This is a genomic window from Pontibacter flavimaris, assembly GCF_001907195.1.
GTDB classification, from domain to species: Bacteria; Bacteroidota; Bacteroidia; order Cytophagales; family Hymenobacteraceae; genus Pontibacter; species Pontibacter flavimaris.
The window spans coordinates 712498-725769 of the sequence record NZ_LVWA01000005.1 but is presented as its reverse complement, the minus strand read 5'-3'; the positions used below and the strand labels follow the sequence as shown (position 1 = coordinate 725769).

General features: G+C 54.9%; 14 protein-coding genes. 11 read left to right on the top strand and 3 right to left on the bottom strand.

From position 1 onward, the window contains the following. Positions 1 to 38: 38 nt before the first annotated feature. Positions 39 to 1094, top strand: a complete 1056-nt coding sequence (locus A3841_RS11390) for a CNNM domain-containing protein (RefSeq protein WP_073852414.1) — start codon at positions 39 to 41, stop codon at positions 1092 to 1094. 119 nt (positions 1095 to 1213) lie between these two features. On the opposite strand, the gene A3841_RS11385 is transcribed toward A3841_RS11390, so the two are convergent. Then, positions 1214 to 1651, bottom strand: a complete 438-nt coding sequence (locus A3841_RS11385; protein WP_073852413.1) for a nucleoside deaminase — start codon at positions 1649 to 1651, stop codon at positions 1214 to 1216. Positions 1652 to 1819: 168 nt separating this feature from the next. On the opposite strand from A3841_RS11385, the gene A3841_RS11380 reads away from it, so the two are divergent. The 9 genes from A3841_RS11380 (at position 1820) to A3841_RS11340 (ending at position 11374) form a co-directional block, all read left to right on the top strand. Further along, positions 1820 to 3307 (top strand): SDR family oxidoreductase, encoded by a 1488-nt coding sequence (locus A3841_RS11380; protein ID WP_073852412.1) that lies wholly within the window; start codon positions 1820 to 1822, stop codon positions 3305 to 3307. Between the two features lie 175 nt (positions 3308 to 3482). Further along, entirely contained in the window at positions 3483 to 4430 is a 948-nt protein-coding gene (locus A3841_RS11375) for a phosphoribosylaminoimidazolesuccinocarboxamide synthase (protein WP_073852411.1), read from the top strand. A 54-nt stretch (positions 4431 to 4484) separates the two neighbouring features. After that, a complete protein-coding gene (locus tag A3841_RS11370) occupies positions 4485 to 4862 on the top strand; it encodes an STAS domain-containing protein (protein WP_073852410.1) in 378 nt (125 codons plus the stop codon). A 14-nt stretch (positions 4863 to 4876) separates the two neighbouring features. Then, positions 4877 to 5800, top strand: a complete 924-nt coding sequence (locus tag A3841_RS11365; protein ID WP_073852409.1) for a ribonuclease Z — start codon at positions 4877 to 4879, stop codon at positions 5798 to 5800. A 154-nt stretch (positions 5801 to 5954) separates the two neighbouring features. Then, positions 5955 to 6752, top strand: a complete 798-nt coding sequence (locus tag A3841_RS11360) for a queuosine precursor transporter (RefSeq protein ID WP_073852408.1) — start codon at positions 5955 to 5957, stop codon at positions 6750 to 6752. A gap of 252 nt (positions 6753 to 7004) precedes the next feature. Further along, positions 7005 to 7916: an EamA family transporter gene (locus tag A3841_RS11355; RefSeq protein WP_073852407.1), complete on the top strand. Its 912-nt coding sequence runs from the start codon at positions 7005 to 7007 to the stop codon at positions 7914 to 7916. A gap of 332 nt (positions 7917 to 8248) precedes the next feature. After that, positions 8249 to 8809: a copper resistance protein NlpE N-terminal domain-containing protein gene (locus A3841_RS11350; protein ID WP_073852406.1), complete on the top strand. Its 561-nt coding sequence runs from the start codon at positions 8249 to 8251 to the stop codon at positions 8807 to 8809. A gap of 88 nt (positions 8810 to 8897) precedes the next feature. Next, the gene (gene trpS / locus A3841_RS11345) at positions 8898 to 9872 is read left to right on the top strand and encodes a tryptophan--tRNA ligase (protein ID WP_073852405.1); all 975 of its coding nucleotides are present in this window, start codon (positions 8898 to 8900) and stop codon (positions 9870 to 9872) included. 338 nt (positions 9873 to 10210) lie between these two features. After that, on the top strand, positions 10211 to 11374 hold the full coding sequence (locus tag A3841_RS11340; RefSeq protein ID WP_073852404.1) for an acyltransferase family protein: 1164 nt from the start codon (positions 10211 to 10213) through the stop codon (positions 11372 to 11374). A 162-nt stretch (positions 11375 to 11536) separates the two neighbouring features. Here A3841_RS11340 and A3841_RS11335 read toward each other — a convergent pair whose 3' ends face one another. Next, positions 11537 to 11914: a methylglyoxal synthase gene (locus A3841_RS11335; RefSeq protein WP_073852675.1), complete on the bottom strand. Its 378-nt coding sequence runs from the start codon at positions 11912 to 11914 to the stop codon at positions 11537 to 11539. A gap of 405 nt (positions 11915 to 12319) precedes the next feature. Here A3841_RS11335 and A3841_RS11330 point away from each other — a divergent pair, with 405 nt between their 5' ends. Then, complete coding sequence (locus tag A3841_RS11330; RefSeq protein WP_073852403.1) at positions 12320 to 12529, top strand: hypothetical protein; 210 nt, start codon at positions 12320 to 12322, stop codon at positions 12527 to 12529. A gap of 226 nt (positions 12530 to 12755) precedes the next feature. Here the strand turns inward: A3841_RS11330 and A3841_RS11325 are convergent, their stop codons facing one another. Continuing rightward, on the bottom strand, positions 12756 to 13154 hold the full coding sequence (locus A3841_RS11325; protein WP_073852402.1) for a hypothetical protein: 399 nt from the start codon (positions 13152 to 13154) through the stop codon (positions 12756 to 12758). Positions 13155 to 13272 lie beyond the last annotated feature (118 nt).

Genomic DNA, 13272 nt, shown 5'->3' with positions numbered 1-13272 from the left:
TACATTTATACCCAAATTCATCAAACACATACCACTAAATGGGTTTACTCCTTTTATACCTTACCATTGCCCTCATCTTTTCCTTTCTCTGCTCGCTGCTGGAGGCGTCACTGCTCAGCATCACCCCCTCCCACGTCAATCTGATCAGCAAGGAAAACCCTTCGCTGGGCAAGGACCTGCAGCACTTTAAGGACAACATAGACCGGCCACTGGCCGCCATCCTCACCCTCAATACCTTCGCCCACACCATTGGAGCGGCCGGAGTGGGCGCGCAGGCGCAAATCCTCTGGGGAGACGAAGTACTGACCCTGGTATCAGTGATCCTGACGATCATCATCCTCATCTTCACCGAGATCATCCCCAAGACACTAGGTGCCAACCACTGGCGCCAGCTTACTCCCTTTACTGCGCGCACGCTCAAGATCATGATCTACTCCCCGCTCTACCCCATCATCCTCTTCTCCCAGTTTATCACCAGGAGAATGAAGCAGGACAAGAGCAAGAGCGTGCTCAGCCGCGCCGACTTTACGGCCATGGCCGAGATAGGCACCAAGGAGGGTGTGCTGCGCCAGGATGAGTCGCGGGTGATCAACAACGTGCTGCGCTTCAGCGTGGTGCAGGCCAGCCACATCATGACGCCGCGCACCGTGATAAAGGCGGCCCCGGAGGAGCAGTACATCCGCGAGTTTTACGACAACTCCGTGAACATGCGCTTTTCCAGAATTCCCATTTTCGATGACTCCATCGACAACATTACAGGCTATGTGCTCAAGGACCAGGTGCTGGAGCGCATCATAGAGGGGAACGGCGGCCTGACGCTGGCCGAGATTAAACGCCCGATCCAGGTGGTGCATGGCGGCGCGCCGGTGCCGGAGCTGTTTGCCCGTCTGGTGGAGAAGAAGGAGCACATCGCCCTGGTGGTGGACGAGTACGGGGGTACGGCGGGACTGGTCACAATGGAGGATATCATCGAGACGCTGCTCGGCCTGGAGATCACCGATGAGTTTGACGCCGTGGAGGACCTGCAGAAATGGGCCCGTGAAAAATGGGAAAAACGCGCCAAGCGGTTCGACAACCAGCCTGACAATGACTAATGCAGCCTCTCTCTAGTTAAGCATGAAATGCGAAGCGGCCTCCGGACAAAGTATAGCCAGGAGGCCGCCTTAGCCCTCCTAAGAGATACCAGCTGCTGGTTAACCTGCCTGTTGCGGCATCACACCCCGATATCCTCATTCCAGAGGTCCGGCTTCTCCGAGATAAACCGCTCCATGAGCTGCACGCATTCCGGGTTATCGGCCACCTCTACCTCCACTCCCCTGGCGCGCAGCAGGTCTTCCTCGCCCATAAAGGTGCGGTTCTCGCCGATTACCACCCTAGGGATGCCATAAAGTATAATCGTGCCCGAGCACATGGGGCAAGGCGACAGCGTGGTGTAGAGCACGCATTCGCGGTATACAGCGGCGGGCTGGCGACCGGCGTTCTCGAGCGCGTCCATTTCGCCGTGCAGCACCACGCTTCCCTCCTGCACCCGCTTGTTATGCCCCCGGCCGATGATCCTGCCTTGGTGCACCAGCACCGATCCGATCGGGATGCCGCCTTCCGCGTAGCCTTTCTTTGCTTCTTCCAAAGCTGCCTGTAAATACTGATCCATAGCGTTCGGTTTATACTTTAAAGTTTAGGTTTATAATTTGGGATGCCCGCTGGCGTTGCACCTGGTAGCCTGTCAAGTATGATCCGGTAGTACGTTAAAATCCGGCAACTAAACGGGTTCCTGCCTGTTCTGAAAGTATAAATACTTTTGCACCATACTTTCTAAACTATGAAAATACTGCTGACAGGGGCCAACGGGTATATTGGCAGGCGGCTGTTGCCTTTGCTGGTGGAGCAGCGGCACGAGGTGGTGTGCATGGTGCGCGACCCGCGCCGCTTTAATCTACCCGAAACGTTGAAGGAGCAGGTGCAGGTGGTAAAAGGCGACCTGCTGCAGCCGGGGGGGCTCACGCAATCGCCGCAGGATATAGACGCGGCGTATTACCTGGTGCACTCCATGGGCTCCGGCGGCAGCGATTTCTCCTCTGCCGAAAGTATGGCCGCGGAGAACTTCGTTTCCTATCTCAACACTACTGCAGCCAGGCAACTTATCTACCTCAGCGGCATTTCCAATGATCAACAATTGTCCAAGCACCTGGCCTCGCGGCGGCACGTGGAGGAGGTACTGGCTACCGCAGCGACTCCCTTAACCGTGCTTCGGGCGGCCATCATCATCGGCTCCGGCAGCGCCTCCTTCGAGATCATCCGCGACCTGGTGGAGAAGCTGCCGGTGATGGTGACGCCGAAATGGCTGAAGTCCCGATGCCAGCCCATCGCCATCCGCGACGTGCTTTTCTACCTGACCGCGGTGCTGGGGCGCCAGGACTGCTACGGCAAACGATTTGAGATCGGGGGGCCTGATGTGCTCACCTATAAAGAGATGCTCCTGAAACTGGCCGGGGTTCGCCGCCTGAAACGCTATATCATCACCTTGCCCATACTTACACCGCGCCTCTCCTCCTACTGGTTATACTTTGTGACAAGCACCAACTATGCCTTAGCCCGGAGCCTGGTGGACAGCCTGCGCAACGATGCCGTGGTGCATGACCATAGCATACAGGAGCTGATCCCGCACCGCTGCCTGCCCTATGAGCACGCCGTGCGCCTGGCCTACGCTAAAATAGAGCAGAACTCGGTGGTATCGAGTTGGAAGGATGCCCTTGTGAGCGGCACCATGCGCCTCAACTACATGGATTTCATACAGGTTCCGGAGCATGGCGTGCTGACCGATAAACAGCGTCTGAAGTTCGACCGTGCCCCGGAGGAAGTAGTGGCCAACATCTGGAGTATTGGCGGGGAGCGCGGCTGGTACAAAACCGACTTCCTGTGGCGCATACGCGGGCTGCTGGATAAGATGGTGGGCGGCGTGGGTCTAAGGCGCGGCCGCCGGAGTCCTGATGAGGTAAAGGCCGGCGATACGATCGATTTCTGGCGTGTGCTGCTGGCCGATGCAAAGAACAGGCGCCTGCTGCTCTACGCCGAGATGAAACTGCCCGGCGAGGCTTGGCTGCAGTTCCGGGTTTGTCAGGAGGAGGACGGGTATTACCTGGAGCAGCTGGCCGCCTTCCGCCCCAATGGGTTGCTGGGCCGCCTGTACTGGTACGCCGTGCTGCCGTTCCACTTCATCATCTTCGGGGGGATGGTGCGGAACATCGTGCGCTATGGCATGGACGGGACTGCACCCCGGCACCCGGAGCTACCCAAACATTCTGTGTAATATTCAAACTATAGGCACTATAGTATAAAACCAAAAGCAATTCCCTTAGTATACTTCAATATCTTTTACAGGCTATATTTTTAAGCCAATACCCTAGTTTTTTATCATCTTTTAGAATTATTTCCTGCCCTGTAAAATATACTTAACTTTGCTTGCCTATAACGACACTGATTTAATGGAGGCCATTAAAGAAACCAACTTCTCCTTTGCCGGCCAAACCGGCTTTTATAGGGGCAAAGTACGCGATGTATATTATTTTGAGGACAAGATAGCCGTGGTTGCCACAGACCGCATCTCTGCGTTTGATGTGGTGCTGCCCCGCGCCATCCCTTACAAAGGCCAGGTGCTGAACCAGATCGCCAGCCTAAACCTGAAGGCCACGTCCGATGTTGTGCCGAACTGGGTGCTCAGCACACCGGACCCCAACGTGACCATCGGGCACCGTTGCGAGCCCTTTAAGGTGGAGATGGTGATACGCGGATACCTGGCGGGCCATGCCTGGCGCGAGTACAAAGCGGGCCGGCGCGTGGTGTGCGGTGTGCAGTTACCGGAGGGCCTTCGTGAAAACGACAAGCTGCCGGAGCCGATCATCACCCCGACCACCAAGGCCGACGAAGGCCACGACGAGGACATCTCGCGGGAGGAGATTCTGGCAAAAGGCATCGTGTCGGAACAAGATTACCTGACCCTGGAGCGTTATACCCGAACCCTGTTTGCGCGCGGAACCGAGTTGGCCAGGGAGCACGGCCTGATCCTGGTAGACACCAAGTATGAATTTGGCAAGTATGACGGCCAGGTGTACCTGATCGACGAGATACACACGCCGGACTCTTCGCGCTACTTCTACAGCGAGGGCTACACGGAGCGCCAGCAGAAGGGCGAGCCGCAGCGCCAGCTCTCGAAAGAGTTTGTGCGCCAGTGGCTTATCGAGAACGGATTCCAGGGCAAAGAGGGCCAGCGCGTGCCGGAAATGACCGATGAGGTCGTGACAAATATTTCAGAGCGCTATATAGAGCTATATGAGGTGTTCACAGGCGGAAAATTTCTGAAAGAGGATGACCATTCAGTGCTCGATCGCATTGAGAAACACATTAATGACAATATTTTTACTACCAAAAATTAAGTTTGTTAAAGTAGATTTTGGTACATTCGCATTTAAATCCTTTACTGGTTGACTATGAAGTACACGATAGATAAGAAAGAAAACTATACGATTATCACGATTGATGAGAAGAAGCTGGATACTTCAATCGCACCGGACCTAAAGTCTGAGTTCGTGAAATTGAACGCCGAAGGGATCAACAACCTGATTCTGGACCTGAACGAGGTAAAGTATACAGACTCCTCCGGGCTTAGCTCTATCCTGATCGCTAACCGCCTTTGCAACTCATCCAGCGGCCTTTTGATCCTGACAGGTCTGCAGGACCACGTGATGAAGCTGATCTCGATCTCCAAGCTGGAGTCGGTACTGAACATTCTGCCAAGTGTGGAAGAGGCCATCGACCGTGTTTTTCTGCACGAGATTGAGCAGGACCTGACCAACAAGGAAGACTAAGAAGATACGCCGTAGTGGATTTCGAACTCAGGATTTTGGGTAGTTCGTCGGCCACACCCTCGGCAAACAGACACCATACCGCCCAGGTTCTCACCCTTGGCAATCAGCACCACCTGATTGATTGCGGCGAAGGTACGCAGATGCAGCTGATGCTTTACAGGATAAAGCACCAGCGCATCTGCAGTATCTACATCAGCCACCTGCATGGCGACCACTATTTCGGGCTGCCGGGGCTCCTCTCCACCATGCACCTGCAGGGCCGCCAGTCGCCGCTGCACCTCTTCGGTCCTCCGGGCCTCTCCGAGATCCTGAGCCTGCAGTTTAAATACTCCGGCACCAACCTCAACTTCAAGCTTATTTTCCACGAGCTCGACACCACCAGCTATAAGAAGATCTTCGAGGATAAAAGTATAACGGTGCATACCATCCCAATGGAGCACCGGGTGCCCTGCTGCGGCTTTATCTTTCGGGAGAAGCCCAAGCCACGCCCACTCATCAAGGAGAAGCTCCCCGATTTCCTGAAGCCGCCCCAGCTGGTGCGCCTCAAGTGGGGCGAGGACATCCGGGATGAGGCCGGAAACCTGCTGGTACGGAACGAGGAGGTGACGCTGGAGCCCAAGCGCAGCCGCAGCTACGCCTACTGCTCCGACAGCCGCTACAAGCCCTCGCTGCTGCCCTACCTGCACCACGTGGACCTGCTCTACCATGAGGCTACCTTTGCCGACGACCTGCGCGAGCGCGCGGAGTACACGTTCCACAGCACCGCCCGGCAGGCTGCCGAGCTGGCCGCCGCCGCACAGGTACGCCACCTGCTCATTGGCCACTTCTCGGTGCGCTACAAAGACCTGACGCCGCTGCTACTGGAGGCCCGGGAGGTTTTCCCCGCCACCGACCTGGCCACGGAGGGAAGTATATTCGCCGTGAAAGACCAGGAGTAAGCGTTTAGCAGAGGGAAGCGTTATAGTTTATACTTCGCTGCCCCTCCCTGTTACCGCTGCAAGTATGGCAGAAGATCGCTATATTTATACTTTATTTGGCGGCATCGCCTTATACCCACATAACCCTGTCATACCAAGAACCCTTCACCCTAGCATGGAGCAAACCGCCACAGCCCTGCAGCAGCGCAAGCGCACCAACCTCTTCCTGGTACTCAGCGGTATCTTCATCGCCAACGCTCTGTTGGCCGAGCTGATCGGGGTAAAAATATTCTCAGGAGAGGCGCTATTTGGCTTACCGGGAGCACAGCTCCCGATTGGCGGCGAGCGGCTGGATTTTAACCTGACGGCCGGCGTCATCATCTGGCCCATCGTGTTTGTTACCACCGACATCATCAACGAGTATTTCGGGAAAGCCGGGGTGAAGCGGGTAAGTATACTGACGGTTATACTTATCCTGTATGCTTTTGTGGTGATAGCGGCCGTAACCGGCCTGCCACCCGCCCAGTTCTGGCTCGATGTGAACAGCACCGACGCCAGCGGCAACCCTTTCGACATTAACTACGCCTATAACAGCGTCTACCGCCAGGGCCTGGGCATTATACTTGGCTCGGTAGCCGCTTTCCTGCTCTCGCAGTTCCTCGACGTTACGGTGTTCCACTGGCTGCGCCGCTTTACCGGCAGTAAAAAAATCTGGCTCCGCGCCACCGGCTCCACCCTCGTCTCCCAAATCATCGACTCGCTGGTGGTGCTGTTCATCGCCTTCTTTGTATTCGGCAACTGGAGCATGAAGCAGGTGCTGTCGGTGGCCCTGATCAATTACCTCTACAAGTTCAGCGTCGCCATCCTCCTCACCCCGCTCCTCTACCTGGCCCACTACCTTATTGACGGGTATCTAGGCGAGCGGCAGGCAGCGCAGCAGATCGAGGAGGCCGCCATAAGTAGCGAGCGCTAGCCCCTAAAATATCATCCTGAAGCTCACCACATCAAAGTTTAAACAAATTTCCGCTTGCATGTATACTTGCAGAGGCTGTACCTTTGTAGTCTTGCAAAATAGAGAATGCCTGCACATTTAGCACATACACAGATTTTCATCACAGGCTACGAGTTGCACGACCTGTAACAGCTGCTTTATCTTCTTTTGGGGCTGTGTCGGCCTCGCCTTTACTATTTTTAATTGATTGTTTTTTAGACTGGAGGGACTATTATGTTCAGAGGAGTCGCCCTGGTATTTTTGGGCGCATGTAGTTTTGGCGTGCTTTCTACGTTTGTGAAGCTGGCCTACAAGGAAGGATATACCTTGGGTGAGGTAACGGGCACGCAGGTTTTCTTTGGATTGCTTATACTTTGGACTATCGTGTTGTTGCGTATGCTGCTGGGCGGCAAAAGCAACAACACCTCGCTCCGGGACAAGCTTAAATTGGTAGCCATGGGCACCAGCACCGGCCTTGTCAGCATCTTCTATTACAAATGCGTGCAGGAAGTGCCGGCCTCCATCGCCATCCTGCTGCTGATGCAGTTCACTTGGATGAGCCTGCTGCTGGAGTCCATTCAGAAACGCAGGCTGCCCAGCCGGTTTCAGCTAAGTATGGTGCTGCTCATATTGGTGGGCACTGCCCTGGCAGGACGCCTACTCTCCGGCAGCATCCCTGACTTCGGGATAGCAGGAATTATTTACGGTTTGCTGGCCGCGCTCTTTTATACCTTCTTTTTGATGGTAACCGGGGCAGCCGGAAACACACTGCACCCCACCACCAAAAGCGCGCTTATACTTACAGGGGCCTGCCTGCTTGTTTTTAGCGTGTTCCCGCCGGTGTTCCTGGTGAGCGGGGCACTATTTAATGGCCTGCTGAAATGGGGGCTGGTGCTGGCGCTGTTCGGCACGGTGATTCCGCCGCTTTTCTACGCCTACGGCATCCCCAAAACGGGTCTTGGCCTTAGCGCCATCCTCAGCGCTGCGGAGCTGCCGGTGGCTGTGCTGATGTCGAGCCTGGTGCTGCAGGAGGAAGTATGGGTGGTGCAATGGCTGGGCGTGGCGCTGATTCTGGTGGCCATTATACTTTCCAACATCAGTTCTGCAAGGCAACGCAAGCGGGCGCGGGAGCTCTCTACTGCCTGAAATTTTGGTTGATGGTTAATGACAGGATGGTCAGGTGTTGCCTTGTGCAGTTGCCTGGCCATTCCTGTTTCAGGGCACTGTGGTTAATCTTCGTGCCGGAAGTATAAATTTTAGCTAAAGCCTTGCCCTGCCTGAACTCCCTCGCGGTGCGTCGCGTATCTCACTTCCTGGCACAGGCGGCACCCGCCACTTGCCGCATTACAATGGTTTTAAAGCACAATAATCAGGCTCCCGGAGCAGTTAAATCAGAAATAGCTTGCCGGAACAGCCCCTTAATACGGAACTGGTATGTTTTCTGATAGCATCACCCGGAACCACAAACACCCAACACCATGAGAACAATCATCGCATTTTTTATCCTATTCTCGCTCACCTTTGGGCTGCAGCAGGCGGCGCAGGCGCAGTCCGGCAAAAGCTATAAGGAGTGGCTGGAGGAAAGCCGCAGCGGCAGCAAGAAAGCCACAGCCAAAAAAACGACGGCAAAAAGCAAAACCAGGGCCACGGCAGCCAAAGCCAAAACAGAGGCCGCTGCTCCTGCCCTGGCGCCCCCAAGCGGCACCTTCCGGGGTATGCTTGCCTGCCCCGACTGCAAAGGCGTTCGCACCGAACTGATCCTGACAGGCACGCCCAAGGATGCGAACCGTTCGTTCACGATGCGGCAGATGTATGTGGGCAAGCCCGACGACAAGGGTGTGGTTTCCGGCAGCGGCAAGTGGATTATCGCCAAGGGGAACAAGCAGAACCCGGACGCGGTGATCCTGCAGCTCATCCCGCTGGAAGGCGACCTGGAGCTGATGTATTTCCTGCAGGTGAGCGATACGGAGGTGAAGCTGCTCAATAACCGGCAAGAGGAGATCAGTGGCTCGCAGAACTACTCTCTCCGCAAACTTTAAAGGCAAGGATCGAAATGTAGTGGGCGGGCTAGGCAAGTTTTGCGCATTTTCGCGTAATTTGCACATCAAACAAAGTAGACCCTACCCTATGGCACGTTATCTTACAGGCATCCAGAGCACGGGCCGCCCGCACCTGGGCAACCTGCTGGGCGCTATCATTCCGGCTATCAAGTTCTCCGAAACATCCGGCCAGGAGGCCATGTACTTCATCGCCGATTTGCACTCGCTGACCACCATCCGCGATGCGGAGACCCTGCGCCACAACACCTACTCGGTGGCGGCGGCCTGGCTCGCCTTTGGTTTCGACACGGACAAGCATATTTTCTACCGCCAGTCGGATGTGCCGATGGTGACGGAGCTAAGCTGGTACCTGAGCTGCTTCACGCCGTTCCCGATGCTGGCCAACGCCCACTCGTTTAAAGATAAGTCCTCCCGCCGCGGCCTTGCCGACGTGAACGCCGGCCTGTTTACCTACCCGGTGCTGATGGCGGCCGATATTCTAATGTATGACGCCAACTTTGTGCCGGTGGGCAAGGACCAGGTACAGCACCTGGAGATAGCCCGCGATATTGCCAGTTCCTTTAACCACGCCTACGGCGAAACCTTTGTGCTGCCGGAGGCCAAGACCGATGACACCGTGATGACCGTGCCGGGCATTAACGGGGAGAAGATGAGCAAGTCGTACGGCAACATCATCGATATTTTTGAGGCCGACAAGCCGCTGCGCAAGACGATCATGAGCATCGTGACGGACAGCACCGCGCTGGAGGAGCCCAAAAACCCGGATGAGGACACCACCTTTAAGCTCTATAGCCTGCTGGCCTCCCCAGAGGAAGTGGAGGCGATGCGCCAGAACTACCTGGCCGGTGGCTACGGCTACGGCCACGCCAAGCAGGCCCTTTACGAACTCATCATCCGGAAATATGCCAAAGAGCGCGAGGTGTTCAACTACTACATCAACAACCTGCCGGAGCTGGACAAGAAGCTGAAAGAGGGCGCCGAGAAAGCCAAGGCCATTGCCACCCCGGTACTGCAGCGCGTGCGCCAGAAGCTGGGGTACTAGGCGCGCCAGGGCAGCTAAACGCCAAAGAAAATAAGTAAAAGGGCTCCTGTCATTCTGTAAAGCATCTTGGGTGCAGTATGGATAAGCTGTTGCCACTGGTCCAAAAGGTCCTTTCAGGAAGACAAAGAAGATAGAGTAACCCATTCATACTTGCGGCAAATACCTTTGAAGTGGGTTGTTGAATGCTAATCGTTTGAAAAAAGCGGCAGCTGCGTAAAACCGGCTGTCGCTTTTTTTGTATTCCCACGCATACTTGCCTGTAGCTCTTTAACATATCGCATAATATATATACCTTAAGGCGATAATTTATACTTCACCTGAACCCTGACCCTGAAAGTATGGCAAACGCAGTCGCAGCATCAGAACCCTTAACCCGGAAAAAGTCGGAACGATACCTCTCGCTGGATGTGCTGCGGGGTCTCACCGTGGCGCTTATGGTGATCGTGAACACTCCGGGCAGTTGGAGCACCATCTATGCGCCACTCCGCCACGCCCCCTGGCACGGTTTTACCGTTACCGACCTGGTTTTCCCTGCTTTCCTGTTCGCCGTGGGCAACGCCATGAGCTTCAGCATGCGCAAGTTCGAGCTGCAACCCGACAGTGTTTTCCTGGCGAAAGTATTTAAGCGCACAGCCATCATCTTCCTGATCGGGCTGGGGCTGCGGGCTTTTCCGTTTGTGGCGCATGCCGAGGGCGGCGGCCTGGAGATGATCGACTGGTCCGGCATCCGCATCATGGGCGTGCTGCAGCGCATCGCCCTCGCCTACCTGATCGGCTCGCTGGTGGTGCATTACTTTAAAGTAAAGGGAGCCATCATCTTCAGCGCGGTGGTGCTGCTGGGGTATTGGGCCGTTTTATACTTCTTCGGCGACCAGCCGGACCCTTACTCGCTGGAGGGCAACGCGGCCCTGAAGTTCGATTTGCTGTTCTTCTCCCCGGAGGTACTCTACAAAGGCTACGGCATCCCCTTTGACCCGGAGGGCCTGCTGAGCACGCTGCCGGCCGCCGTGAACGTGATTGCGGGTTACCTGGTGGGCATGGCTATCCAAAAGCTTGGCAACAGCCTGAGTACGGTATCTAAGCTAAGTATAGCCGGGGCGTCCGTCATTGCGGTGGCCCTGCTGTGGGACCTGGTTTTCCCTATCAACAAAGCCCTCTGGACCAGTTCCTATACCTTGCATACCGTGGGTTTGGTGATGCTGGTACTGGCCGCCATTATGCTGCTGATTGAGGTGTTGAAGGTTAGAAAATGGGCGTACTTCTTCGAGGTATTCGGCAGGAACCCGCTGTTCATCTACGCCATGTCGATCCTGATCATCAAAACCCTGAGCTTTATAAAGGTGGATGAGGAGACGCGCCTGAGCCGCTGGATATACCAGAACTGGTTCCTGAGCTGGGGCGAGGGAGAGTTCGCCTCTTTGATGTTTGCCCTGGCCTACATGCTGGTGCTCTGGCTGATGGGCTACCTGATGGACCGCAACCGCATCTACGTGAAAGTATAAAATTATACTTGCACCAACCTATAAACTCCCGCCAGCTTATACTTTAGCTGGCGGGAGCTTTCATTATCAGCCCGAAGTACACGTTGCAAAGTATGAGGCACAAAAAAAGCACCTACCACTGCCGGGGCAGCCATAAGTGCAGGCAGGCGAAGCAAGTATAAGTTATACTTCCTTTGGCGTTTCCAGGATAACCAGGTCGGCTGTGGCGCGGTTCAGGGCGATCGGGACGTTGTTGATCACGGCGGTGCGGATCAGCGTCTGGATGTCGTGCTCGTGGCCGTGCGGTGTTTCGGCGTCGATAAAGAAGATCACCTTATCCACCTCGTGCTGCAGCATCTTGGCCGCCAAAAGTATGTCGCCGCCGCTGGGGCCGTGTCCGAAGGCTTTCACGTCCAGCTCCAGCATGTCGTTCAGCAGCTTGGAGGTGTTGCTAGTGCCGATCAGCTCGTGCTTTACAAGTTCCTCGCGGTGTACCTTGGCCCAGTTCAGCAGCTCGGTTTTCTTCTGGTTATGGGCGATAAGCGCAATGGTAGTTTTCATAAGCGTTCTTTTGATTTTGGCCCCCTCTATGGAAGCCCTGCCTAAAGATACTGCTTTTTTGGAAACGCCAGCCGTTAACCTTTTATCTCTCCCGCACTTAAAGACGATGCTTTCCCCGCCCCTGAACGGAAACTTGGAATAAAGCATGCGTTTCTCCCGGAATTTTACTATCTTTGTAAATTATTTACATCCTGACTTCGCCTGTAGCCGTTCATACGGGTACAACTTCTCCCGCGGCACCGTCAGACAAACTTGTCAGGGTCCAACTTTGGCAGCTCCCTTAGCATTGGTGCTAGAGCATCAGCACGATGTTTTTTTACCAGGCAGCTGCCCCGCTTATACCGCCTCCGCCAGCCATACTTTGATTACGGGCCGGGGCGCATGTCTCACTTAAAAATAATTACTATGGCCAGATCACAAAATACGTTCATGAAGAAGCAGCGTGAAAAACTGCGGAAACAAAAGAAGGAGGAAAAAATGCAGCGCAAGCAGGAGCGCCAGGAAAACTCTTCCGGCGGAAGCCTGGACGCCATGATCGCCTACGTGGATGAGTTCGGCAACATTACCGACACACCCCCGGAGGAAAGAGCGAAGACGCAAGCTGATGCGGCATAAACCGCTTAAAGAATAGCAAGGCAGGTTGGAACAGCGTTCCGTCCTGCCTTTTTTGATGTTAGAGGAGTAGTATAATTCTATGGAGCTCCATATAAAGTTGATCTTACCTCTACCCCCTCTTCGTATTTTCGCCAACAAAAAAGCCGCACCCACCTCAGCTTAAAGCCCGGCAAGTGCGGCAAGTATAAATCAGCAGCCCGGCAGGCTACCCAAATATAAATCCGGTTTATTCGGCTGTCCAGAGCACGCGCTCCTGGTCTGCGAGCACCAGCAGCACGCGTGGCGGGTTGGCCACCAGCACCAGGCGCATCTCCACACCCGGAAAGGCATCAGACTCTACCCACACCCCTACGTTTTCGTCGCCTTCTTCCAGTTCCCTGCCATCCAGCGAGCTGGCCAGGTAGGCGGTTGGCAGCAGGATGTCGGCGTCAGACTTTATTTTGGCATGTACATCCTCCAGCACATCTTCCAGCTCATCACCGTATTCCTCGTTAAAATCGTCTTCCTGGTCGTGCAGCTCTTCTTCTATGTCATCATAGCGCGCATCGTTGTAGTCAAGCGCTCGTAACTCTTGCTTCTTCTCCAGGATGGCCACGATGGACTCGTTCAGGGCTTTTGCGTTCATAATCGTCTTATTTTTTACAAAGTTGAAAACATGCCTCAGCAATTGCAAGAAATAGGTTTGATAATTTCCCCCAGGCTGCCACCGTTTTGATAGTTGCGCAAAAGCTGTATTTTTACGT